This window comes from Paraburkholderia nodosa DSM 21604, assembly GCF_000519185.1.
Taxonomy (GTDB): domain Bacteria; phylum Pseudomonadota; class Gammaproteobacteria; order Burkholderiales; family Burkholderiaceae; genus Paraburkholderia; species Paraburkholderia nodosa.
Genome location: NZ_JAFA01000016.1, coordinates 81,903 through 106,703 on the forward strand (window position 1 = coordinate 81,903; position 24,801 = coordinate 106,703).

Annotated in this window: 20 protein-coding genes; 11 read left to right on the forward strand and 9 right to left on the reverse strand. The window is 65.6% G+C overall.

The genetic code is table 11. The features are described 5' to 3' along the window. The first annotated feature begins 2 nt into the window (after positions 1–2). From rsfS to mnmH, 5 genes are all read left to right on the forward strand, one after another. Positions 3–470, forward strand: a complete 468-nt coding sequence (gene rsfS, locus A3CW_RS0123295; protein ID WP_028205719.1) for a ribosome silencing factor — start codon at positions 3–5, stop codon at positions 468–470. 36 nt (positions 471–506) lie between these two features. Beyond that, complete coding sequence (gene rlmH, locus A3CW_RS0123300) at positions 507–977, forward strand: 23S rRNA (pseudouridine(1915)-N(3))-methyltransferase RlmH (RefSeq protein WP_028205720.1); 471 nt, start codon at positions 507–509, stop codon at positions 975–977. A gap of 125 nt (positions 978–1,102) precedes the next feature. Next, positions 1,103–1,726: a Maf family protein gene (locus tag A3CW_RS0123305; protein WP_028205721.1), complete on the forward strand. Its 624-nt coding sequence runs from the start codon at positions 1,103–1,105 to the stop codon at positions 1,724–1,726. An 8-nt stretch (positions 1,727–1,734) separates the two neighbouring features. Further along, positions 1,735–3,204 carry a ribonuclease G gene (gene rng, locus A3CW_RS0123310; protein WP_028205722.1) on the forward strand — a complete coding sequence of 490 codons (1,470 nt, stop codon included), beginning with the start codon at positions 1,735–1,737 and terminating at the stop codon, positions 3,202–3,204. 36 nt (positions 3,205–3,240) lie between these two features. After that, a complete protein-coding gene (gene mnmH / locus A3CW_RS0123315; protein ID WP_028205723.1) occupies positions 3,241–4,341 on the forward strand; it encodes a tRNA 2-selenouridine(34) synthase MnmH in 1,101 nt (366 codons plus the stop codon). Between the two features lie 54 nt (positions 4,342–4,395). On the opposite strand, the gene A3CW_RS0123320 is transcribed toward mnmH, so the two are convergent. Then, a complete protein-coding gene (locus tag A3CW_RS0123320) occupies positions 4,396–4,713 on the reverse strand; it encodes a DUF4148 domain-containing protein (RefSeq protein WP_028205724.1) in 318 nt (105 codons plus the stop codon). A 179-nt stretch (positions 4,714–4,892) separates the two neighbouring features. Beyond that, on the reverse strand, positions 4,893–5,819 hold the full coding sequence (locus tag A3CW_RS0123325) for a glycosyltransferase family 2 protein (protein WP_028205725.1): 927 nt from the start codon (positions 5,817–5,819) through the stop codon (positions 4,893–4,895). Between the two features lie 377 nt (positions 5,820–6,196). On the opposite strand from A3CW_RS0123325, the gene A3CW_RS47300 reads away from it, so the two are divergent. Next, the gene (locus A3CW_RS47300) at positions 6,197–7,279 is read left to right on the forward strand and encodes a glycosyltransferase family 9 protein (RefSeq protein ID WP_051481658.1); all 1,083 of its coding nucleotides are present in this window, start codon (positions 6,197–6,199) and stop codon (positions 7,277–7,279) included. A gap of 100 nt (positions 7,280–7,379) precedes the next feature. Here A3CW_RS47300 and msbA read toward each other — a convergent pair whose 3' ends face one another. Next, positions 7,380–9,164, reverse strand: a complete 1,785-nt coding sequence (msbA, locus tag A3CW_RS0123335) for a lipid A export permease/ATP-binding protein MsbA (RefSeq protein WP_154678010.1) — start codon at positions 9,162–9,164, stop codon at positions 7,380–7,382. Between the two features lie 289 nt (positions 9,165–9,453). Here msbA and A3CW_RS47305 point away from each other — a divergent pair, with 289 nt between their 5' ends. Further along, the gene (locus A3CW_RS47305) at positions 9,454–10,269 is read left to right on the forward strand and encodes a glycosyltransferase family 2 protein (RefSeq protein ID WP_035513698.1); all 816 of its coding nucleotides are present in this window, start codon (positions 9,454–9,456) and stop codon (positions 10,267–10,269) included. Next, complete coding sequence (locus tag A3CW_RS0123345; RefSeq protein ID WP_028205727.1) at positions 10,266–11,099, forward strand: glycosyltransferase family 2 protein; 834 nt, start codon at positions 10,266–10,268, stop codon at positions 11,097–11,099. Before A3CW_RS47305 ends, A3CW_RS0123345 begins: the two co-directional genes overlap by 4 nt. Before the next feature lie 72 nt (positions 11,100–11,171). On the opposite strand, the gene dnaE is transcribed toward A3CW_RS0123345, so the two are convergent. Beyond that, positions 11,172–14,729: a DNA polymerase III subunit alpha gene (gene dnaE, locus A3CW_RS0123350; RefSeq protein WP_028205728.1), complete on the reverse strand. Its 3,558-nt coding sequence runs from the start codon at positions 14,727–14,729 to the stop codon at positions 11,172–11,174. A gap of 300 nt (positions 14,730–15,029) precedes the next feature. Here dnaE and A3CW_RS0123355 point away from each other — a divergent pair, with 300 nt between their 5' ends. Both A3CW_RS0123355 and gluQRS read left to right on the forward strand, forming a co-directional pair. Continuing rightward, positions 15,030–15,911, forward strand: coding sequence for a sulfurtransferase (locus A3CW_RS0123355; protein ID WP_028205729.1), 882 nt, complete (start codon positions 15,030–15,032; stop codon positions 15,909–15,911). Between the two features lie 9 nt (positions 15,912–15,920). Further along, positions 15,921–16,871 (forward strand): tRNA glutamyl-Q(34) synthetase GluQRS, encoded by a 951-nt coding sequence (gene gluQRS, locus A3CW_RS0123360; protein WP_028205730.1) that lies wholly within the window; start codon positions 15,921–15,923, stop codon positions 16,869–16,871. A 70-nt stretch (positions 16,872–16,941) separates the two neighbouring features. On the opposite strand, the gene A3CW_RS0123365 is transcribed toward gluQRS, so the two are convergent. The 5 genes from A3CW_RS0123365 to purT all read right to left on the reverse strand — a co-directional run bounded on the left by A3CW_RS0123365 (position 16,942) and on the right by purT (position 23,921). Then, positions 16,942–18,429: a DEAD/DEAH box helicase gene (locus tag A3CW_RS0123365; RefSeq protein WP_028205731.1), complete on the reverse strand. Its 1,488-nt coding sequence runs from the start codon at positions 18,427–18,429 to the stop codon at positions 16,942–16,944. Between the two features lie 599 nt (positions 18,430–19,028). After that, on the reverse strand, positions 19,029–20,465 hold the full coding sequence (locus A3CW_RS0123370) for an aldehyde dehydrogenase family protein (RefSeq protein WP_028205732.1): 1,437 nt from the start codon (positions 20,463–20,465) through the stop codon (positions 19,029–19,031). A gap of 24 nt (positions 20,466–20,489) precedes the next feature. Beyond that, positions 20,490–22,136: an acetolactate synthase large subunit gene (locus A3CW_RS0123375; RefSeq protein ID WP_028205733.1), complete on the reverse strand. Its 1,647-nt coding sequence runs from the start codon at positions 22,134–22,136 to the stop codon at positions 20,490–20,492. Positions 22,137–22,251: 115 nt separating this feature from the next. After that, entirely contained in the window at positions 22,252–22,647 is a 396-nt protein-coding gene (locus tag A3CW_RS0123380) for an MliC family protein (RefSeq protein WP_035513701.1), read from the reverse strand. 50 nt (positions 22,648–22,697) lie between these two features. After that, positions 22,698–23,921, reverse strand: coding sequence for a formate-dependent phosphoribosylglycinamide formyltransferase (gene purT, locus A3CW_RS0123385; protein ID WP_028205735.1), 1,224 nt, complete (start codon positions 23,919–23,921; stop codon positions 22,698–22,700). Between the two features lie 256 nt (positions 23,922–24,177). Here purT and A3CW_RS47310 point away from each other — a divergent pair, with 256 nt between their 5' ends. After that, positions 24,178–24,777, forward strand: coding sequence for an META domain-containing protein (locus tag A3CW_RS47310; RefSeq protein WP_051481665.1), 600 nt, complete (start codon positions 24,178–24,180; stop codon positions 24,775–24,777). The last annotated feature ends 24 nt before the right edge of the window (positions 24,778–24,801 follow it).

Sequence of the window (24,801 nt, forward strand, 5' to 3'; positions counted from 1 at the left end):
CTATGGACATCCGCAAACTTCAACGCGCCATCGTCGACGGTCTCGAAGACGTCAAGGCACAAGACATCCGCGTCTTCAACACGAGCCATCTGACCGAGCTGTTCGACCGCGTGGTCGTTGCGAGCGGCACCTCGAACCGCCAGACCAAGGCGCTCGCCAACAGCGTGCGCGAGAAGGTCAAGGAAGCGGGCGGCGACATCATCAGCACGGAAGGTGAGGACATCGGCGAATGGGTGCTCGTGGATTGCGGCGACGCGGTCGTCCACATCCTCCAGCCCGCGCTGCGCCAGTACTACAACCTCGAGGAAATCTGGGGCGACAAGCCGGTGCGCGTGAAGCTCACGGCCAACACGGGCTTCGTGGGTGCGCGCCCGAGCGAGCCGATGGACGACGAGGACGAAGACGAAGAAGCCGCGCCGGCCGTCAAGAAGCCCGCGCGCAAGAGCGCTGCGCGTAAAGCCGCGAAGTAAGCGCAGCGCGTTCGCGAACGACAATCGACCCGCACGATGAAACTGCATATCGTCGCCGTCGGCCACAAGATGCCGGACTGGATCGCCGAGGGCTTCGAGGAATATACGAAGCGCATGCCGCCGGAGCTGCGCATCGAGCTGCGCGAGGTGAAGCCCGAGCAGCGTTCGTCGGGCCGGTCCGCCGAAAGCGTCATGGCGGCCGAGCGCACGCGCATCGAAGCCGCGCTGCCGAAGAACGCGCGCATTGTCGCGCTCGACGAACACGGCCGCGACTGGACCACGATGCAGCTCGCCAAGGCGCTGCCGCTGTGGCAGCAGGACGGCCGCGACGTGGCGTTCCTGATCGGCGGCGCGGACGGCCTCGACCCCGAACTCAAGTCGCGCGCCGACACGCTCCTGCGCCTGTCCTCCCTCACGCTGCCGCATGCGATGGTGCGCGTGCTGCTCGCCGAGCAGCTTTACCGCGCGTGGACCATCACGCAGAATCACCCCTATCATCGCGTGTGATGCAGGTTTAAAGCGCGCCCGCGCCGCTTTTCGTCGTGCGCCGGCGCCCCGCTTGCGCCCCCGCTTGAGCCCGGAATGGCAGGCGCGCACGTCAACCCGAAGTCCGTAACGACAAAGACGCTCCGATGCCCACCAACGCGCCCTATCCGTTCGTCTATCTAGCCTCGCAGAGCCCGCGCCGCCAGGAGCTGCTGCAACAGCTCGGCGTGCGCTTCGAGCTGCTGCTGCCGCGCCCCGACGAAGACGCCGAAGCGCTCGAAACCGCGCTGCCCGGCGAGCAAGCCGCCGTCTATGTCGAGCGCGTGTGCGCCGCGAAGGCCGACGCCGCCCGCGCGCGCCTCGTCGCGGGTGCGCACAAGCACGCGCCGATTCTCACCGCCGACACCACGGTCTCCATCGACGGCCATATTCTCGGCAAGCCGCACGATGCCGCCGAAGCCTATGCGATGCTCGAGCGCCTCGCCGGACGCGAGCACGAAGTGCTCACCGCGGTGGCCGTCGTGAACGCCGAAGGGGTTTGTCTGCCCGTCACGGTCTCGCGTTCGCACGTGCGATTTGCCCCTGCGATGCCCGCCGCGATCGCGCGTTACGTGGCGAGCGGCGAGCCGTTCGGCAAGGCCGGCGCATACGGCATACAGGGCCGGGCGGCGGAATTCGTCGAGCGAATCGACGGGTCCTATTCGGGTATCATGGGTTTGCCACTATTCGAAACGGCCGCCCTCCTGCGCGCCGCGGGCATCGACTTCTAGAACAAATCATGAACGAAGAAATCCTGATCAACGTCACGCCCCAGGAGACGCGCGTCGCATTGGTCCAGCAAGGCGCAGTACAGGAGCTTCACGTCGAGCGCACGCTGTCGCGCGGGCGCGTCGGCAACGTCTATCTCGGCAAGGTCGTGCGCGTGCTGCCGGGCATGCAGTCCGCGTTCATCGACATCGGCCTTGAGCGCGCCGCGTTCCTGCATGTGGCCGATATCTGGCATCCGCGCATTGCCGGCGAAGCGCATGCGCCCGTGCATCATCAGCCCATCGAAAAGACCGTGTTCGAAGGGCAATCGCTCATGGTGCAGGTCGTGAAGGATCCGATCGGCACGAAGGGCGCGCGGCTTTCCACGCAGGTGAGCATCGCGGGGCGCACGCTGGTCTATTTGCCGCAGGAACCGCACATCGGCATCTCGCAGAAGATCGAGAGCGAGGCCGAGCGCGAAGCGGTGCGCGCGCGCCTCACGGCCGTGCTGCCCGCCGACGAAAAAGGCGGCTATATCGTGCGCACGATCGCCGAAGACGCCACGAGCGAGGAGCTTGCCGCGGACGTCGCGTATCTGCGCAAGACGTGGGCGACGATACTCGCCCAGGCGCAGCGCGTGCCCGCCACGAGCCTGCTGTATCAAGACCTGAATCTCTCGCAGCGCGTGCTGCGCGACTTCGTGAACGACGAGACCTCGCGCATTCAGGTCGATTCGCGCGAAACGTTCCAGAAGCTCACCGAGTTCGCCACCGAATTCACGCCCGCCGTACTGCCGAAGCTGCATCACTACTCGGGCGAGCGGCCGCTGTTCGATCTCTACAACATCGAGGCCGAAATCCAGCGCGCGCTCTCGCGCCGCGTGGACCTCAAGTCGGGCGGCTACCTCGTGATCGACCAGACCGAGGCGATGACGACCATCGACGTGAACACGGGCGGCTACGTCGGCGCGCGCAACTTCGACGACACGATCTTCAAGACCAATCTCGAAGCGGCGCATACGATCGCGCGGCAATTGCGTCTGCGCAATCTGGGCGGCGTGATCATCATCGACTTCATCGACATGGAGAACGTCGAGCATCGCGACCAGGTGCTCGGGGAGCTGAAGAAGGCGCTTTCGCGCGACCGCACGCGCGTGACCGTGAATGGCTTCTCGCAGCTGGGGCTCGTGGAGATGACGCGCAAGCGCACGCGCGAATCGCTCGCGCACGTGCTATGCGAGCCTTGCCCGATTTGCCTCGGCAAGGGCCAGGTGAAGACCGCGCGCACCGTTTGCTACGACGTGCTGCGTGAAATTCTGCGCGAGTCGCGCCAGTTCAATCCGCGCGAGTTTCGCGTGGTCGCTTCACAGCAGGTCATCGACCTCTTTCTCGAGGAAGAGTCGCAGCATCTCGCCATGTTGATCGACTTCATCGGCAAGCCGGTTTCGTTGCAGGTGGAGTCGAATTTGAGTCAGGAACAGTACGACATCGTGCTCATGTAGCGCGACGCCGTTGCAGGCATCACCGGAGCATCGCAGTTGAATCACCAGCGCGTCACCATTGAACAGATCGGCGAATTCGACGAGATCGTCGACGTACGAACGCCGCTCGAATTTGCCGAGGATCACGTTCCCGGCGCGATCAACGCGCCCGTGCTCAGCAACGAGGAGCGCGTGATCGTGGGGACCATGTACAAGGACTCGCCCTTCGAGGCGACGCGCGTGGGCGCAGCCATGGTGGCGCGCAATATCGCCATGCATCTCGACACGCTGTTCGCCGACCGTCCGCGCAACTGGCGCCCGCTCATCTACTGCTGGCGTGGCGGCAAGCGTTCCGGCTCGATGACGGCCTGGTTCAACATGATCGGCTGGCGCGCGCGTCAACTGGATGGCGGATACAAGGCGTACCGGCATACGGTCGTAGAGGCGCTCGGCACGTTGCCCGAAGGGTTTCGCTATATCGTGCTGGCCGGGCCGACCGGCAGCGGCAAGACGCGCCTGTTGAAGGCGCTGGGACAAGCCAACGCGCAGATGCTCGATCTCGAAGGACTCGCCGCGCATCGCGGCTCGTTGCTGGGTGCGCTGCCCGAGCGGGCGCAGCCGTCACAGAAGTCGTTCGATACGGCGCTCGTGCAGACGCTGCGCGGCTTCGACGCCACGCGCCCCGTGTTTGTCGAGGCCGAGAGCCGGCGCATCGGCGTCATCACGCTGCCGCCGGCGCTCGTCGAAAGTCTCCACGCCGCGCCTTGTGTCGTACTCGATGTCGCGCGCAACGAACGTATCGACTTGCTGCTCGAGGAGTACGGGCACTTGTTTGATGAACGTACCTATTTCCGCGAGCAACTGAACAAGCTCACGCCGCTGCACGGGCGCGAGCGTATCGAATCGTGGTGCAAGCTGCTCGATGAAGATCGACGGGCGGAGCTTTACGAGACGCTCGTCGCTCAGCACTACGATCCCGCCTACACGCGCAGCACGCGGCGCAACTTCGCGAAGCTGGAAAAATCGCTGCACTTCGCGTTCCAGCCGATGACGCGCGACACGCTCGCGCAAGCCCGCACGCTGCTCGCGCGGCTGGAGGAAACGTCGTACGCCGCGGAACCCGCGGGCAGCGAAGCCGAAGCGCCTCGCGCCGTCTGACGCATCCCCTTCCCCTGGCGCGGACTTCACCTCCAGCGCGCGCGCCGCGATGACTTAGCGCGAGTACATCGCGTTCCAGTCTTCAGGCGAAACCGTGGCGCGGCCACCCGATTGCGAGGCGTTCGCCACGCCGCCGTAGCTGCTGTTTGCGCCATTCAACGCGGCGACCTTCGCCTGGGCGGCCTGGATCGCTTCGGGATAGTGAGCGTTGTCGCCATCGCCCACGCGGTAGCCCACCTGCTGAAGCTGCACGAGTTCGGCGCGCACCTGGGCGCGGGTGATGGTCGAGTGCGACTGCGCGAACGAAGCGGTGGGCAGAGCGGCAGCGGCAAGGACGGCGGCGACGGCAACGGCTTGAATCAGGGACTTCATGGAAACGACCTCCAGTTGGATCAGGCGGTCGACGTGCGACGGTATGTGCATGCGACCGATGTACGCATCGTATGCCCACGACTCACTAGGGTTAACCCCTAGAATCCTAAGGCACTGTTCCAATTCGAGGCAAAGTCCGCGCGATCCGGCACCGAAGGGCGCCGTCGGCGTTAGCGCGATTAGCGGCGCGGCGTGGCGGGTTGAGTCAATGAAGCGGTGTGTTGAAGCTGCGCGGGCAGATCGGGCTCCCACGCTTCGAGATCCTGAGTCGGGTAAAGGCCGAACGCGTAGATCACCCGCTTGAGACGGCTCACGAAGTTGGGTCGCGGCACGTTGGGAAGCGTGCCCGGCGCGGCGTCGGCTGTGCGGGCCATGTAGTTGTACTTGAAATCGCGCTGCGTCACGCCCCACTTCAGGAGGAATTCGCGGCCGCCGCGATTGCGGCGTATGCGTCCCGTCGTACGGCAGCCGAAATGGTAGATGCGGCTCGCGCCAATCGAGCGGAACGTGCGGCAGCCGACCAGCCAGAGTTTCATCAGGAAGTCGTCGTCGCTGCTCATGCCCGGCCCGAACTCGATGCTGTAGCCGCCCACGCGCAGCCAAAGCTCGCGGCTCACGAGTGTCGGCTGCAGCGCGATGCCGTTGCGGTCGGCCGTGTTCATCTTCGCGGCGAATTCGAGCAGCCCCGCCTCGTTGAAATCGGCAGGACCCGTGCCGAAGTGGGCGACCGTCACGAGGCCGTTGCCGGTGTCGGTCGGCTCGATGATCTGCGAGGCGAGATAGGCAGGCGCCTCGCCGATTTCGCGCAGTGCGTCGACGAAGGCCGAATCCCAACCGGGCGTGCAGAACATGTCGTCGTTCATGAACAGGATCCACTCCGTCGTGGCGAGGCGCGCCACGTCGTTCACGGCGAGGCATACACCCACGTTCCCCTTGCTCCACGTATGGCGGATGCCCTGCTCACGGACCCAGTCTAGCGTGCCGTCGCTGCCGTCGTTGACGTGCACGAGAATCTCGTGCTCGAACGAAGAATGGCGCCGGATGCTGTCGACGCACATCTTGAGGTACGGCAGGTTATTCCAGGTCGGGATCAGAATACTGAACATGAAGGTTTGCCCTAGAAAGGGTCAGATTTGGCATCCGTGCCTTCCGTGCTCGCCGCGAGAACGGCCAGCATGGACGCGTGGAAAATGGGTTCTCTCATAACGTCTTGACTACGCGGCTTTTTGGGTGCGAAGCATGACGAGAAACGCGATATTGTACGCATACATTCTTCTTACCCGAACCCGCCGCGGAAGTTCGTATCCTGCAGTGCCCGCCCATTCAGCCGCCCCTAATTCTTCGTGAAGCGCGCAGGCCACTATCGTGTGATAATAAGAGGTTATCTTGAAGACCAAGTAGACCCGTGTTTCAGCAGACCAACTCAAACACTTCGTGGGTTTCGCCGGCAAGCTGGCTCGACCGGACCGTTTCCCGGTCCTGCATGATCCCCTATCAGGGCGTGCCTTACGAGCCGGAGCCATTTCTTCGCAGCACCAGCCGCATCAAGATCGCGAAGAAATACCTGCACAAGCAGTTTCTCCTGCAGGTGCACGGCCAGATGCGCCTCGAACAGGCGCATCTGGACCCTTCGCAGCGAATCCTGTGGGTCTACGCCAAACGCAACTTCGGCGACGCGACGATGGACATGGCCGGCCGCGCGCTGCTCAAGGGCCTGGGCATGCGCATCGATCTGCTCGCGCTGCCGTCGCTGGTGCCGCTTTTCAGCGAAGACGACGTATTCGGCAAGGTCTACGGCGACCCGGGCGAAGTTGACGCGAGCCGCTACGACGCAATCCTGCTCTCCGAGTACAACCTGCCCTCGATTCGCATCAAGACCCAGCACTTCGCGAAGCTGCCGTACGCGGGCCTCTTCCGTTACTTCAACGGCCCCGACCGCAACCAGACCCGCTTCAGCTTCGCGAGCGTCAACGGCGTGTTCTCGCTCGGCCACGACGCCGATACGCTCACCGCGATCAGCAAGCCCTATCTCGCCAGCAAGCCGGCAACACGCGAGTCGGTGCGCGGCCTATTGCCTGCGCGTCCGTTCATCGCGATCGCGGCGGGTGGCGTGGACCCCGATCGTACCTACAACCGTTGGTCCGAAGTCATCGAATTGTTGAGCAAGTACGACAACGCGAGGGCCGCGAAGGAAATCGTCGTGCTCGGCTCGGACAACGGCACGCAAATCGCGGAGCAGTTGTGCGCGAGCGCGAGCGCCAACGTGCGCATCCGCTCGCTGACCGGCAAGCTCGCGTTCCTTCAGGCACGCGAGATCGTTGCGCACGCAGAACTGTTCGTGGGCGCCGACGGCGGCCTGATGCACGTCGCCCACACCACGCAAACGCCCAGCGTCTCACTGTTCCGGCATCAAGAGCCGCCCTACCTGCGCTTGACCGAAGCCTGCCGATCCATCGGCCTGCAGGGCAGCGGCAACGTGGACACCATCCCGCCCGCGCAAGTCGTTGGCGCGGTGCTGCGCCAACTCGCCGCTCGCGCACCCGCGGCAGCGCCCACCGCCGCCTGATAACCCCCGAACGTAGCGGCTTAGGCCCACGCAGCGCGCCGGCGCGCCTTCATGAGCGCGGCGCGGCTGAACTCGCGCGCCGCGTCATCGCCCTGAAGGATCAGGCAGCGCTCTGCTGATACTGGATCTTGTGCAGGTGCGCGTACATGCCGCCCTTCTCGAGCAGTTGCTGGTGCGTGCCGGATTCGACGATGTGGCCGCCATCCATCACGAGGATGCGGTTCGCGCGCTCGATCGTCGACAGGCGGTGCGCGATCACGAGCGTCGTGCGCCCGCGCATCAGCGTTTCCAGCGCCGCCTGCACGTGGCGCTCCGACTCCGAATCGAGTGCCGAGGTCGCCTCGTCGAGAATCAGGATCGGCGCATCCTTGTAGATCGCACGGGCGATCGCCAGGCGCTGGCGCTGGCCACCCGAGAACTTCATGCCGTTATCGCCGATCAGCGTCTCCATGCCCTCGGGCAGCGCCGAGATCGTCTCCCACAGGTTCGCGGCGCGCAGCGCGCGCTCCACGCGCTCGCGGTCGGCCGTCTGGCCATAGGCGACGTTGTTCGCGACCGTGTCGTTGAACAACACCACGTCCTGGCTCACCATCGCGATCTGGTTGCGCAGCGCATGTACGTCGTAATCGGCGATCGATACGCCGTCGACCATCACCTGGCCGCCGCTCGGATCGAAAAAGCGCGGCAACAGATTCACGAGCGTGGTCTTGCCGCTGCCGGACGGGCCGGCGAGCGCCACCATTTCACCGGGGTTGATGCGAAACGACACATGGTCGAGCGTCACGCGATGGCTCGCGCCATACGCGAACGACACATCGCGGAACTCCACCTCGCCGCGCGCGCGTTCGAGCGGCAAGCCGCCGCCCGCGGGCTCGGGCGGCTCGTCGATCAGCCCGAAGATCAGCTCGGCCGCGGTCATGCCGCGCTGCAGCGGCTGATTCACGTCGATCAGGTGCTTGAGCGGCGAGATCACGAGCAGCATCGACGTGACGAACGCCACGAAGCCGCCAACCGTCGTCTGGTCGTTCGAGGCCTGGACAACGGCAATGGTGATGACGATCGCCAGCGCGATCGAAGCGAGGAACTGCGTGAGCGGCTGCGCGAGCCCGCCCGACACCGTCATGCGCATCTGGTAGCCGCGCAGGCGGCGGCTCATTTCGCCGAAGCGCTCCTTTTCGTAGCGCTCGCCGTTGTGAACCTTGACGACCTTGTAGCCGCCCACCGTCTCCTCGACGATATAGGACAGGTCGTTCGTGAGCATCTGATGCTCGCGGTTCAGGCGGCGCAGACGCCGGTTGATCTTGCTGACGAGCCAGCCGATCGCCGGCAGGAGCACCGCCACGATCAACGTGAGCCGCCAGTTCAGATAGAACAGATAGCCGAGCAGGAAGATCACCGTGAGCGAATCGCGCACGAGCGTGACCAGCACGCCGAGCAGCACGCCGAGAATCTGGTTGACCTCGAACACGATCGCGTTGATGACCGTGCTCGCGGTTTCGCGCTGAAAGAAGCCGACGCTCGCGTGAATCATGCGTTCGAACATCTTGAGCCGCAGCGCGAGCAGCACGCGGTTCGACACGTACTGCAGCAAGTAACCGGACGCGTATTGCGCGAGGCCGCGCACGAGCGCCAGCCCGATGACGGCGGTGGGCACCAGCCACTTCGCTTTCGCATCGCCGCGCGTGCCGAAGCCGTGATCGAGCAGCGGCTTGAGCAGCGCGGGAATGCCGGCTTCGGTGGCGGCCACCACGGCCATCGCGAGCACGCCCGCGAGAAGTACCCACATAAGCGGCTTCACATACGGCCACAGCCGCCGGCCAATCACGAGCGGCGACGACTTGGTGTCGGAGCCGATCGGCTTGCTCAAGGTTGATCTCTCGCCCAAAATTTCCTCGAAAAAAATGCGGGTAATCTGCCCGCCCCCCGGCAAACAGGTACGCCATTGTAAACGTTCGGCCCAGGAGGCGATGTATCCGCCCGGCCGGGGTCGGCGCCGGAGCGCTTTCGTAGCCGCCGGTGTTTTTGTATATACTCAGCGATTCGGCTTCGGGGCACGAACGCGTGCGCAGCGAGACGCAGCAGGCGTCAGCGCGAAGTTCTCTCCGAACGCGAGGCCAGCTCCAGCCGGCCTCACCACTTCTTCACCTTCTTCCAGCCATCGCGAGCCAGCGCCGATGAACGACAGCGCCAAACCCGATGCGATCAGTGTCATCGTCATCGTCAAAAACGAAGCACACGATATTCGGGACTGCCTTGCTTCCGTGCACGGCTGGGTCGACGAAATCGTCGTGCTCGATTCGGGCAGCACGGACGGCACCCAGGCCATCTGCCGCGAGTTCGGCGCGACGGTCGTCGAAACCGACTGGCCCGGTTTCGGCCCGCAAAAGCAGCGCGCGCTCGACGCGGCCCGCGGCCCGTGGATTCTCTCGCTCGACGCCGACGAACGCATTTCCGCCCTGCTTCGCGACGAGATTCTCGCAAGCGTGAAGACGAGCGGCGCCGACCTGTTCCGCGTGCCTCGCCAATCGAACTACTGCGGCAAGTGGATCCGCCATTCCGGCTGGTCGCCCGACTATGTGACGCGGCTCTTTCGCCGCGACGCGGCGCGCTTCTCGAACGATCTCGTGCACGAACGTGTGATCGCCGCGCCCGAGGCGCGCGTCGGCACGCTCGCTCAGGCGCTGATTCACTACAGCTTCCGCGACTTCTCCGAAGTGCTCGGAAAAATCGACAGCTATTCGACCTACGGCGCGACCCAGGGCGCGGCGCGCGGCAAGCGCGGCGGCTTGCGCAAGGCGCTGCTGCATGGCTTCTGGTCGTTCGTGCGCAGCTGGATTATTCAGCGCGGCTTTCTCGACGGCAAGATGGGCTTCGTGCTGGCGATCTCCAACGCCGAAGGCACCTACTACCGCTACCTGAAGCTCATGCTCCTCGAGACACAGCAGTCCGCCGCCGCGAAAGCCCGCGACGCCGCACCGGAGAGCCGATGAGCGCGCATCGCGACACGCTGATTTCGGTGATCGTCAGCACCTATAACCGGCCCGATGCGCTCGAACGGGTGCTGGCCAGCCTGAGCGCGCAGTCCGACACGCGCTACGAAATCATCGTCGCCGACGACGGTTCGGCCGATACGACCCGCGCAACCGTAGAGCGCTGCGCGGCGTCGAGCCCGGTGCGCATGGAGCACGTGTGGCACCCGGACGACGGCTTTCGCCTCGCCGAGATCCGCAACAAGGGCGTCGTGCAGGCTCGCGGCGATTACCTGATCTTTCTCGACGGCGACTGCGTCGCGCAGCACGATTTCGTTGCGCGCCATCGGCAGCTCGCAAGCGAACACGCCATCATCACCGGCAGCCGCATCCTGCTCGACGAAACGCTCACGCAGCAGGTGATCGCACAGAGGATTCCGCTTGCGGATAAAGGCTTCGGCTTCTGGGTGCAGCAGCGCCTCTCTGGCCACGTCAACAAGATCGCGCCCCTCTTCGTCAAGCTGCCGGATCGCAAGTGGCGCGTGATCGAGCAGTTCAAGTGGCGCGGCATCAAGGGCTGCAACATGAGCGCCTGGCGCAGCGACATCGAGCGCGTGAACGGGTTCGACACCAGCTTCACCGGCTGGGGGCACGAGGACGCCGATTTCGTGGCCCGGCTCGCCAATTGCGGCGTGCACCGCAAGCTCGGCGCCTATGCCACGGAAATCTTCCACCTGTGGCACCGCGAGCAGCCGCGCGCGCAGGCAAGCTCCAACGAGGAAAGGGTCAAGGTGCGTATCGCGGACGGTACCGTGCGCGCCGAACGCGGTCTGGCCGAACTCGCGAGTTAACCGGGCGTTTCGCCGAACGACGCGACGGCGTGGCAGCGCGAAAACTGCGATGCCGCCCGCCACCCCATCCCGTCAGTAAACGATCTCGATTTCGCTGCCCGCGAACTCGCCACGCAGCGCGGCGAGCAGGTCGTCGGTGGGCTTGACGCGCCAGGCGTCGCCCAGACGCACTTCGCCTTCCGCCCGATCGTTGCGATAGGCGATCTGCACCGCTAATCCGTTCGGAATGACCGCTTGCGCGCGCTCGCCGCGATCGCGCCCGAAGCCGCCGCGCCCGCGCGTTTCCGTGGCAGGCGCCGGCAGCGAGTCGTCGGGCTTCGCGCGATACGCTTCGAGCACCGTGCGCAGCGCGCCGGCATTGGCATTGCCGTTCATCTGCAGCTTCACGGCTTGCGCATAGCGGCTGCGCGCGCGCTCGAGATCCATCACGGTGTCCACGGTGAAGCGAATGCCGCCGGTGAACGCGTCATTGCGCGCCCCGCCCTGCACGACGAGCAACTCGTCTTCCTTGAAGAGCGCCTTGTGCGCCTCGAACTGCTCGTTGAAGACCGTCACTTCGCACTGGCCGGTGCCGTCGTCGAGCAGCGCGATCAGCATCTTGCCGCGCTGGGTCATTTGCGTGCGCAACGATGCGATCACGCCCGCGATCAGCTTGTCGCGCCCTTCCTTCAGCTCGCCGATCTTCTGGCGCACGAAGCGGCGCACTTCGTCCTTGTAGGCGTCGAACAGGTGGCCCGAGAGGTAGAAGCCCAGCGCGGCCTTCTCTTCCTGGAGCTTGCGCTTCTCGCCCCACGCCGGCTCGTCCACCAGTTCGTGCGCGGCGAGCGGCGCGTCGCCCATATCGAAGAGGCCGGCTTGCATGGCGTTGGCGCTCGCCTGGTCGGCGGCTTCCATCGCCATCGGCACGGACGCGAGCAACTGTGCACGGTTCGCGTGAATCGTATCGAACGCGCCGGCGCGGATCATCGCTTCGATGGTGCGGCGATTCACGAGACGACGGTCGATGCGCTCGCAGAAGTCGAACAGGTCCTTGAACGCACCGCCCTCTTCACGCGCGCGCAAAATTTCTTCGATGGCGTTCTGGCCGCTGCCCTTGATCGCGCCGAGACCGTAGCGGATCGTGCGCGAGCGCTTGCCTTCGGCCACGCTGGCGTCGGACACCGGCTCGAAGCGGTACGCAGAGGCATTCACGTCCGGCGGCAGCACGACCATCTTGTTGGTCAGGCAGTCCTCGAAGAGGATCTTCACCTTGTCGGTGTCGTCCATGGCGAGCGACATATTCGCCGCCATGAATTCCGCCGGATGGTGCGCCTTGAGCCACGCCGTGTGATAGGCGAGGAGCGCGTAAGCGGCGGCGTGCGACTTGTTGAAGCCGTAGCCCGCGAACTTCTCCATCAAGTCGAAGGTCTCGTCCGCCTTCTGGCGCGTGAGGCCGTTCTTCGCCGCGCCTTCCGCGAAGATCTCGCGGTGCTGGGCCATTTCCTCGGGCTTCTTCTTGCCCATCGCGCGACGCAGCAAGTCCGCGCCGCCGAGCGAGTAGCCGCCGATGATCTGCGCCATCTGCATCACCTGCTCCTGGTAGACCATGATGCCGTAGGTCTCTTTCAGAACAGGTTCGACACGCGGATCGGGATACTCCACCACTTCGCGGCCGTGCTTACGCGCGCAGAAGCTCGGGATCAGGTCCATCGGGCCCGGACGGTACAAGGCCACGAGCGCGATGATGTCCTCGAAGCGGTCAGGCTGCGCGTCCTTGAGCATGCCCTGCATGCCGCGGCTTTCCAGCTGGAATACGGCGACCGTATTCGCTTTCTTGAGGATCTGGAATGACGGCGCGTCGTCGAGCGGCACCTGGGCGAGCGACCAGTCCTTCTTCGACGGATCGAGCATGCGGATATAGCGCTCGGCCCAGTCGAGAATCGTGAGCGTGGTCAGGCCCAGAAAGTCGAACTTCACGAGGCCGACGGCTTCCACGTCGTCCTTGTCGTACTGGCTCACGACCCCGCTTTCGTCGCCCTGCGTGTAGAGCGGGCAGAAGTCGGTGAGCTTGCCCGGCGCGATCAGCACGCCGCCCGCGTGCATGCCCACGTTACGCGTGAGACCTTCCACGAGCTGCGCGAGGTCGAGCAGCTGATGCACTTCGTCTTCGTTGTCGTAGCGCTCCTGCAGGAGCGGCTCTTCCTTCATCGCGTCGGCGATGGTGACGTGCTTGCCCGGCTTGAACGGAATCAGCTTGGCCACGCCATCGGTGAAGTTGTAGCCGAGATCGAGCACGCGGCCGATGTCGCGCACCGCGGCCTTCGCGGCCATGGTGCCGAAGGTGGCGATCTGCGACACCGCATCGGCGCCGTACTTCTCCTTCACGTACTGAATGACGCGGTCGCGCCCGTGCTGGCAGAAGTCGATGTCGAAGTCGGGCATCGACACGCGTTCCGGATTCAGGAAGCGCTCGAACAGCAGGTTGTAGCGCAGCGGATCGAGATCGGTAATACCGAGCGCGTACGCGACCAGCGAGCCCGCGCCCGAACCCCGGCCCGGCCCCACCGGCACGCCGTTGTTCTTCGCCCAGTTGATGAAGTCCGCAACGATCAGGAAGTAGCCCGGAAAGCCCATCTTGATGATGGTCCCGCACTCGAATTCGAGCCGCTCGTTGTAGCGCGCGCGTTCCTGCTCGCGTTCGGCCTCGTTCGGATACAGCTGCACGAGGCGCTTTTCGAGACCTTCTCTCGAAAGCTGCACGAGATAGTCGTCGAGCGAGAGGCCGTCGGGCGTCGGGAACAGCGGCAGCTTCGGCTTGCCGAGTTCGAGCGTGAGATTGCAGCGCCTCGCGATTTCGATGGTGTTCGCGATGGCCGAAGGAATGTCCGCGAACAGCGCGGCCATTTCTTCCTGCGTGCGAAAACGCTGATCGGTCGTGAAGCGCTTCTGGCGGCGCGGATTCGCGAGGATGTCGCCTTCCGAGATGCACACGCGCGCTTCGTGCGCGGTGTATTCCTCGTCGGTCATGAACTGCATGGGGTGCGTCGCGACCACCGGCAGCTTCAGTTGCGACGCGAGCGCCACCGCCTGCCCGACATACTGCTCGCCGCCGGGCTGACCGCAGCGCTGCAGCTCGATGTAATACGCGTTCGGAAACAGCTTCGCCCAGCGCTGCGCATGGCGCTTCGCGCTTTCCACATTGCCCGCCGCGAGCGCGAGACCCACATCGCCCTGTTGCGCACCCGAGATCGCGAGCAGGCCCTCGGCCAGCCCTTCTTCGAGCCACGCGACGTCGACTTCCGCGCGGCCGCGATACTGGTTCGTAAGCCACGCCTTGGAAAGCAGCTCGCACAGATTCAGGTAGCCGCGCTTGTTCTTCACCAGCAGCAGTAGGCGCGACGGCTTGTCGCGGTCGTCGGGATTCGTGATCCAGACGTCGCAGCCGGCGATGGGTTTGATCCCTTTGCCGCGGGCTTCGGTGTAGAAACGGACGAGGCCGAATGCGTTGCCGAGGTCGGTGAGCGCGAGCGCGCCCTGGCCGTCTTTGGCCGCCGCCTTGACGAGGTCGTCGAGGCGCACGATGCCGTCGGCAATCGAGAATTCGGAGTGGACGCGGAGATGGACGAAGCGGGGATCTGACATGGCCGTCATTGTACCTTCAGGGGCACGCGATTTTCGGCGCACGCTCGCATGAGCAAGTGATGTTGGCCGGGGCGGCCCAACCGCTCTGGCCAGGACCTTGCGCGGGCGCAGGGCCGCCGCACGGCATGTCGATTACGCCGCAGGCGGCGCGAGTCGCGATTGAGGGATAATAGCGGATTGCGCCCGCCGCGCGCCCTGCCCTAATTCCCGTTTTCGGGGGACCCGCAGTGCGGACCCGACGTTGACAGGCAGCACGCGCGCCCGGCTCCGGTTTCACGCGCCTTTTTGTGGCGCCTTTCCAGTTGCACCATGCGTATCCTCAACCTTTCCGCTTACCAGTTCGCCACGCTCGACAAGGCCGCCGAGTGGCGTCCGCTCGTGCTCGAGCGCTGCCAATCGCTCGATTTGCGGGGCACGATCCTGTTCGCGCCGGAAGGCATTAACCTGTTCGTCGCCGGCGATGAAGGCAACGTGCGCGCCTTCATGGACTACATCAACCACGATCCGCTCTTCGAGGGCAAGTTCGCGACGCTGCGGTTCAAGGAAAGTCTCTCCGAAACGCGGCCCTTCAACCGCATGCTCGTGCGCCTGAAGCGCGAGATCATCACGATGAAGAAGCCCGCGATCCGCCCCGAGGAAGGCCGCGCGCCTTCCGTCGCGCCCTTCGTGCTCAAGCAATGGCTCGACCGCGGCTTCGACGACGCAGGCCGCCCGGTCGTCATGCTCGACACGCGCAACGCGTTCGAAATCGACGTCGGTACGTTCGACAAGGCGCTCGACTACCGCATCGACAAGTTCAGCGAATTCCCCGGGGTGATCGAGGCGAACCGCGCCGACCTCGAAGGCAAAACGGTCGTGTCGTTCTGCACGGGCGGCATTCGCTGCGAAAAGGCGGCCATCCACATGAAGGAAGTGGGCATCGAGCACGTGTACCAGCTCGAGGGCGGCATTCTCAAATACTTCGAGGAAGTGGGCGGCGCGCATTACAACGGCGACTGCTTCGTGTTCGACCAGCGCACCGCGCTCAATCCGCAGCTCGAACCGACGGACACCGTGCAGTGCTTCGCGTGCCGCGCCGTCGTGACGCCGCAAGAGCAGGCTTCGCCGCTTTACGTAGCGGGCAAGAGCTGCCCGGCGTGCCATCCGGAGCGCGCGAGCGCGACGGATGCAGCGGCGCAGGCTGCCGCTTAAGCCGCGCGCGTGAGCGCAACGCCGCAAGGGTATCGCGGGCGCTTCGCGCCCTCGCCCACTGGCCCGCTGCACTTCGGCTCGCTCGTTTCGGCGCTCGCGAGCTGGCTCGACGCGCGAGCGCATGGCGGCGTGTGGCTCGTGCGCGTGGAGGACATCGACGGCCCGCGCACGGTGCCAGGTGCAGTCGAGGACATTCTCGCGACGCTTGCGGCCTTCGGCTTTCACGCCGACGAGCCACCCGAATGGCAGAGCCGCCGCATCGATCTGTACCGCGCGGCGCTCGACCGGCTGGTCGCCTCAGGCCACGTCTACCCGTGTGGCTGCACACGCAAGGAAATCGCCGATTCGCAACTGCGCGCGCACCAGCGCAACACCACGCTGATCTATCCGGGTACCTGCCGCGACGGCCTGCACGGCAAGCCCGCACGCGCGTGGCGGCTGTGCGTGCCTGACGAAGAATCTGCGCACGAACCCGGTGACGAACCTGTGAGCGTGCACGCCAATCCCGCACTGATCCGCTTTGACGACCGCTGGCAAGGCCCGCAGCACCAGAACCTCGCGACCGAAGTCGGCGATTTCGTGCTGCTGCGCGCGGACGGTCAATGGGCCTACCAGCTGGCCGTCGTCGTGGACGACGCCGACCAGCGCATCACGCACGTGGTGCGCGGCGCGGACCTGCTCGACTCGACGGCGCGGCAAATCTGGCTCCAGCAGTGTCTTGGCGTGCCGACGCCCGCGTATCTTCATGTGCCGGTCGTCACGAACGCGGAGGGCGAAAAGCTCTCGAAGCAGACCGGGGCGCAGGCGCTCGATGCGTCACGCCCTCTGGAAGCGCTGATGGCTGCGGCGCGGCATCTGGGCCTCGATTTGCACGATCCCGCGCCCGCGACGCTCGCAGCGTTCCAGTTCGACGCGATCGATGCGTGGCAGCGGCGGCTCGCGCAATTGCCGGCCGCATAAACAAAAACGGCATGCCGCTGAGCGCGACATGCCGTTTTTTCTGCGTTGCGCGATGATTTCGCGCTCGAACTTAGCTCGACGAAGACGACGTCGGCTTGTTGCGCCACGACGACCCGAGGCCGCCCAGCAGCGCCGCGAGCGGCTGCTTCGACTGCTGTTTTTGCGGCGCGGCGTTCGCGGGATTGTCTTCCGCCTTGCTGCGCGCACTCGCCGAGGGCTCGTAGGGCTTCAGGAAAAAGTCGTCGACCGGCTGCGAACGATGATGATGCGGGCGCTCGAAGGAGGCCGCCCGGCGGTGCGTGCCGCGCTCGCCACGCTCACCGCGGCCTTCGCGGCTCTCATGGCCGTCGCGCTCGCGGCGGCGGCCGCCACTTTCGTGATGCGGCACCGGCACGTCGACCACGAGGCGCTCCACGGTCAGCGGACGCTTGATGAGCTTCTCGATATCGGCGAGTTGCTTCTTCTCGTTCGGGCTGCACAGCGAAAGCGCATCACCCGAGGCGCCCGCGCGGCCGGTACGGCCGATACGGTGCACGTAGTCTTCGGCGTTGAAAGGCAGGTCGAAGTTGATGACGGCGGGCAGCTCGACAATGTCGAGGCCGCGCGCGGCCACGTCGGTCGCCACGAGCGCTTCGATTTCGCCGCGCTTGAAGGCGTCGAGTGCCTGCATGCGCTCGCTCTGCGTGCGGTCGCCGTGGATCGCGGACGCAACGATGCCCTGCTTTTCGATCTGGCGTGCGAGACGGCTCGCGCCGATCTTGCTGTTGCAGAACACGATCACCTGCTTCAGGCCCCGGTCGCGGATCAGCTGAACGACCGCGCCGGTCTTGTCGCCCTCGGCGACTTCGTACACCACCTGGGTGACGTTGGTCGCGGTGGAGTTGCTGCGCGCCACCTCAATGGTCTGCGGCGTGCGCAGATAGGTCGCGGCAAGCTTCTTGATCTCGCCCGAGAACGTGGCCGAGAAGAGCAGCGTCTGGCGCTCCTTCGGCAGCAGGTTCAGGATGCGCTGCAGGTCGGGCAGGAAACCCATGTCGAGCATGCGGTCGGCTTCGTCCAGCACGAGCATCTGCACCTGACCCAGGTTCGTGGTCTTTTGCTGCACGTGGTCGAGCAAGCGGCCAGGCGTCGCAATCAGGATTTCCACGCCGCGGCGCAGCTCGTCGGACTGCGGATTCATGTCGACGCCGCCGAACACCACCGCGCTGCGCAGCGGCGTGTGCTGCGCGTAGGTGCGCACGTTGTTGGCGACCTGGTCGGCCAGCTCGCGCGTCGGCGTGAGAATCAACGCACGCACCGGATGGCGGGCGGGCGAAGCGCTCGTGCTCGCCATCGGCAGGAGGCGTTGCAGGATCGGCAGCGAGAAGCTCGCCGTCTTGCCCGTACCCGTTTGCGCGGCGCCCATCACGTCGCGGCCCGTGAGCACCACGGGAATCGCCTCCGCCTGGATCGGCGTGGGCGTCGTGTAGCCCTGCTCCTTGACGGCCCTGAGGATTTCGGGGGCCAGACCAAATTGGTCAAAGTTCGCAGTGCTGGGCGTGACGGCTGTGTCGGACATGGTGGCTTCGCTATAAAGGCGCTATTCGCGCAAGGCGCGGGAGCGCCTCAAAAGGTCACTGCTGGGCATTGCAGATCAATGCAAAGGCGCCGGACAACACGTCAGGCACCCTGCTGCGACGGGCGGAACACACGCCCGCGAGGGCCTCCCGGCAAACGGATGGCCCGGGATGGCCCGTGGACGACGAGTAAATCTGCCGGGGACGGGGCGCTGGCTCCATCGCCGCGCTCGCTCGGGTTCAACCCAGCCAGACTCGCTCGATTCCAGATGGTTCCGGCGCCGTCCTGGTCTATTGACTGGCGTGCGCACCGGATATGTCAAAACGGCTCGATCGGCTTTTTCAGGCCGATCCAGCAAGCCTCGGGGCGGCTTGCTGCCGGCTTGCTGCTTGCGTTCTGCCTGCTTGCTGCCTGCTTGCTGCCGGCGTTCTGCCCGCCCTTTGCGGCAGGCGCAAAGGGCCGAAAGGCCGGTATTGTAGCACCTTGGCATAAATCCCTATGGCAGCGGGCCATGCGTTCTGCAACATGGCGCACGAGGAAAACCCGCGCGCCATGCGGCGAAGCATCGCACCCTTTTTCCGCCAGCCCGCTGCTCACCACTCACCACGTCTCGCGCATCACCATCAGCCGCAGTTCGGTCATATCCTCGATCGCGTAGCGTACGCCCTCGCGCCCGAGGCCCGAGTCCTTCACGCCGCCGTACGGCATGTTATCGACGCGAAATGACGGAATGTCGTTGATCACCACGCCGCCCACGTCGAGCCCGTCCCACGCGCGATGCGCGTTGGCGAGCGAATCCGTGAACACGCCCGCCTGCAGGCCGAAATCGCTGTCGTTGACGATCTCGAGCGCACGGCCGAAGTCGTCGAAACGCTCCAGGATCGCGACCGGCCCGAACGCCTCCTTGCGATAGAGGTCGGTGTCGCGGCGCACATCTTCGAGCAGTGTGGCCTCGAACATCGCACCGTCCACCTTGCCGCCCGCGACGATCTTCGCACCCGCGAGCACCGCGCTCTCCATCCAGCCCGCGAGGCGCTTCGACTCGGACTCGGAGATCATCGGCCCGACGAAGGTCGTCTCGTCCTTCGGGTCGCCCATCTTGAGCGTCTTGACCTTGGCGATCAGCTTCTCGCGCAGCGCGTCGTAAATCGACGCATGCACGAGAATGCGCTGCACGCCGATGCAGCTCTGTCCCGACTGGTAGTACGCGCCGAACGCGAGGCGCTCGACCACGTAATCGAGCTTGCCGCCCTGATCGCCGTCGACGATGGCCGCCGCATTGCCGCCCAGCTCCAGCACCACCTTCTTCTTGCCGGCCTTCTTCTTGAGGTCCCAGCCCACCGCGGGCGAGCCCGTGAACGAGAGCAGCTTGAAGCGCTCGTCGGTGGTGAAGAGGTCGGCGCCGTCGCGGTGCGCGGGCAGGATCGAGAACGCGCCCTTGGGCAGGTCGGTTTCCGCCAGCACCTCGCCGATGATGAGCGCCCCCACCGGCGTGCGGCTCGCGGGCTTCAGCACGAACGGCACGCCTGCGGCGAGCGCCGGCGCGACTTTGTGCGCAGCCAGATTGAGCGGGAAATTGAACGGCGAGATGAACGAGCACGGCCCGATCGGCACACGCTTCACGTAGCCGTGATAGCCCTTCGCGCGCGCCGAAATCTCGAGATTCACAATCTCGCCGTCGATGCGCACGCTCTCTTCGGCGGCCACGCGAAACGTGTCGATCAGGCGCGTGGCCTCGCCGCGCGAGTCGTTGATCGGCTTGCCCGCCTCGATGCACAGCGCCATCGCCAGCTCGTCAAAGCGCTCGCGAAAGCGCGCCACGCAATGGTCGATCACGGCCTGGCGCTTGTACGGCGGGAACGCGCGCATGGCGGGCATGGCGGCTTCGGCTGCCGCGATGGCTTTGTCGATCGCTTTCGCGTCGGCGAGCGCGACGCGCGTGGCGACTTCGCCGCTGTATTTATCGGTGACTTCGAGGTCGGTGTTGGCGGCGACGGCCTCATTGGCCAGATAGTACGGATAAGTCGGTTTGAGCATGACGGGTTCTCCGTAAGTGCGGCGTCAAAGCTGCGCGCTCAGGCGCTTGATGTCGCGATTGAGCACGCGCTCGTTGTCCGAATAGTCGATGGGCACGTCGATTACATGCACGCCCGGTTGCGCCAGGCACTGCTCGACGAGCGGCTTGAGCTGGTCCGCCGAGCCCACGCGGTGGCCATGCGCGCCGTAGCTCTGCGCATAGTCGACGAAATCGGGGTTCTGCAGCGTCATCCCGTAATCGGGGAAATTCATGTTCTCCTGCTTCCAGCGGATCATGCCGAACGCGTCGTCGCGCAACAGCAGCACGACGAGATCGAGCTTCAGGCGCACCGCGGTCTCCAGCTCCTGCGAATTCATCATGAAACCGCCGTCGCCGCACACCGCCACGACCTTGCGCTGCGGATGCACGATCTTCGTGGCAATGGCCGAAGGCAGCCCCGCACCCATCGAGGCGAGCGCGTTGTCGAGCAGGATCGAATTGGGCTCACGCGCGCGGTAGTAGCGCGCGAACCAGATCTTGTACATGCCGTTGTCGAGGCACAGGATGCCGTCCTCGGGCATCGCGCCGTACACGTCGTGCACGAGCCGCACCGGATACATGGGAAAGCGCTCGTCGTGCTGGCCTTTGGCGAGATGCGCCTCGAAATGGCGCTTGATCTCCTCGAAGCGCGCGAAGTCCCACGCGTGCTCGCGCGGTTTCAGGCTTTCCTTGAGCTGCCACACGGCGTTGGCGATGTCGCCCACCACCTCGATCTGCGGAAAATACACGGGGTCGACTTCCGCGCCGAGAAAATTCACGTGGATGACGGTTTTCTCTTCCGCGCTGCGCATGAAGAACGGTGGCTTTTCGATCACGTCGTGGCCGACGTTGATGATGCAGTCGGCGTGCTCGATCGCGCGGTGCACGAAGTCGCCGTCCGACAGCGTGGCGTTGCCGAGCCATAGCGGATGCGACTCGTCGATCACGCCCTTGCCCATCTGCGTGGTGAAGAACGGGATGCCGGTTTCGTCGACGAACTCGCGCAGCACGTTGCGCGTGGTCTTGCGATTGCCCCCGGCGCCGATCATGAGAAGCGGATGGCGCGCCTTGCAGATCGCCCCGACCGCGTGCGCGACGGCCTTTTCCTCGGCCACGGGCCGGCGGCTGAAGCTTTTGGGAATGGGCTTGCCGTCGCCTTCCTCGTCGGCCACATCTTCGGGCAGTTCGAGATGCACGGCGCCGGGCCGCTCCTGCTCAGCCTGGCGAAACGCCTCGCGCACGAGCGCCGGAATGTTGCCGATGGAGACGATCTGACGCGCGTACTTGGTGAGCGGCTCCATCATGCGCACCACGTCGACGATCTGGAAATGGCCCTGCTTGCTCGACTTGATGGGCTTCTGGCCCGTGACCATCAGCATGGGCATGCCGCCCAACTGCGCGTAGGCCGCGGCGGTCACGAAATTGGTGGCGCCGGGCCCGAGCGTGGCCAGACACACGCCGGTGCGCCCCGTCAGCCGTCCGTAAGTGGCGGCCATGAAGCCCGCGGCCTGCTCGTGGCGCGTGACGATCAGACGAATCTTCGAGCGCCGCAGCGATTCGAGCAGATCGAGGTTCTCTTCCCCTGGAATACCGAACACATAGTCGACGCCTTCGGCTTCGAGCGCCTTCACGAACAGATCCGATGCTTTCATCGACCACCTCGCTGGCAAGCGCGTGGCCGACGGCGCGGGCGGCAGCCGACCTTCGCGAACAGGCCGACAGGTTACTCCCGCCAGGCGGAATGTGTCGTGAAGCGTGCGTTCGGCGTTAGCGCATGATCGTCGCGCAGCCCGAGAGCACCGGCTTCGGACTCGCGTCGGACGTGACGTCGTAGAGATCCGCGCCAGGGCCCTTGGTCCACCACGTGTAGCGGTCGGCGACGTACTTCACGCCCGAAGCCGCGATCACGCCGACGAAAAGAAGCTTGCGGCCTGCCACGGGCACGAGCGCGAAGCTCTGCCCGTTGGCCGCGTTGAGATAGGTGACCTTGAAGGTCTTGCTGTTGGCGCAGGTGTAGCTGAACGTGTGGCGGGACTGCACCTGGATGTCACGCACTTCGAGCGGGGCCGCCGCATTTGCCGCATTCGCGGCGCCCACGTGCAGCGCGGCGGCGAGACCGCACGCAGCCGCCAGCCGGATTGCACCGCTTCGAGCATTGATCATCGTGTTCTCCGTGGGTTGCGTTGGCGTTGCGCCGGCCCAGCGCCCTACGCTCACTGTGCGGCGTCGCCCGGCACCGGACGCACCGCCGCGGCCGCTTCGCGGGCGCGCGAGCGGGCCTCGTCGGTGTCGGCGCCCGTGGCGAGCGCGACGCCCATGCGGCGCTTCACGAAGCTCTCGGGCTTGCCGAAGAGGCGCAAATCCGCGCCCGGCACGGCCAGCGCTTGTGCAACGCCTTCGAACGCGATGCCGCGCGCGTCCATGCCGCCGTAGATCACGGCCGAAGCGCCCGGACCGCGCGCCGTCGTATCGACGGGCAGGCCGAGAATCGCGCGCGCATGCAGTTCGAACTCGGAGAAGCGCTGCGACGCCAGCGTGACGAGCCCCGTGTCGTGGGGGCGCGGGCTCACTTCCGAGAACCACACCTCGTCGCCGCGCACGAACAGCTCGACGCCGAAGAGACCGCGGCCGCCCAGCGCTTCGGTCACCTTGTGCGAGATCTCGCGCGAGCGCTCGAGCGCCTTCGCGCTCATCGGCTGCGGCTGCCACGATTCGACGTAGTCGCCGTCCACCTGGAGGTGGCCGATCGGATCGCAGAAATACGTTTGCACCTGGCCGCTGGCCGGGTCGATCGCGCGCACGGTGAGCTGCGTGATTTCATAGTCGAAGTTGATGAAGCCCTCGACGATCACGCGCCCGCGGTTCACGCGGCCGCCCGCCAGCGCATATTCCCAGGCGCGCTCGACGTCGGCGTCGCTGCGCACGACCGACTGCCCCTTGCCCGACGACGACATCACCGGCTTCACCACGCATGGATAGCCGACCTTGGCGACGCCCGCCTTCAGCTCGTCGAGCGAATCGGCGAACGCATAGGGCGAGGTGGCGAGGCCGAGTTCCTCGGCGGCGAGGCGGCGGATGCCTTCGCGGTTCATCGTGAGCTGCGCGGCGCGCGCGGTGGGGATCACCTCGGCGACACCCTCGGCCTCGACGGCGGCGAGCGCGTCGGTGGCGATCGCTTCGATTTCGGGCACGACGAGATGGGGGCGTTCGGCGTCGATGAGCGCGCGCAGCGCCTTGGGATCGGCCATGTCGATCACGTGTGCGCGATGCGCGACCTGATGGCCGGGCGCGTTTTCGTAACGATCGACGGCGATCACCTCAACGCCGAGACGCTGCAGCGCGATGATCACTTCCTTGCCAAGCTCGCCCGCGCCGAGCAGCATGACACGGGTGGCGGAAGCGGAAAGCGGTGTGCCGATGCGGGGGCGGGTTTGCATGATGTCTCCGGAATGGCGGTATGGCGCAAATGCGTAAGAGCGCCGATGTTAACACGCGGCCTTGCCGTGGCGAGGCGCTTTGGGCCGTGGCCGGCCGCCCGCTTCAGGCGCGGCGTACGCACGTTTGCGCTCGCATGCTGCAGCGCGGTGCGTTACGCTTACGCCTTCGTCGATTACGAGGAACGATGCGATGCCTAATAGCCAGACGGCGAGCCGGACGCCGAGCCAGGCACCGAGCCAGAGTCCGCGCGTGAAGATGCGCCTGCGCCCTGCCCGAGGCGGACTCGCGCGAAAACTGACCTCGCGCACGGCGATGCTCGCTGCGGCCCTGCTGGTGTGCGCGTGCAAGCTGCCCGTGCATACGGACGCCTCCGCGCCGCTACCCGATCCGTTCAACCCCGCCACGACGCAGCTGCTCGACAACACGCACTGGCAGCTCGTGGAATGGAAGCGCGCCGACGGCACGATGCGCGCCCTGCCGGGCCGCGACGCCGATGCCGGCAACACCGAAAACCCCGACGCTCGCCCGATCACGCTCGACCTCTCGACCGAGAGCGGCCAGCGCCGCGCAAGCGGCTTCTCGGGCTGCAACCGCTATTTCGGCGCCTATACGCTCAAGAACGGCCTGCTCTCGTTCAGCCAGCTCGGCGGCACGCGCATGGCCTGCATCGGCGCGGGCGGCGATATCGAGGGCGCTTATCTGGAAGCGCTCTCGCATATCGCGCGCTCGGGCGTACAGATGCGCCATCCGCAATCGCTCTTTCTCGTGCTCGAAAACGGCGACCGCCTGACGTTCGGCGAGCAGGGCGCCGAGCCGGCCCCGACGCCCGCCTCCGAAGCCAAACCGGCGCAGTGAACGCTGCGCGCATGAGCCGCCGCG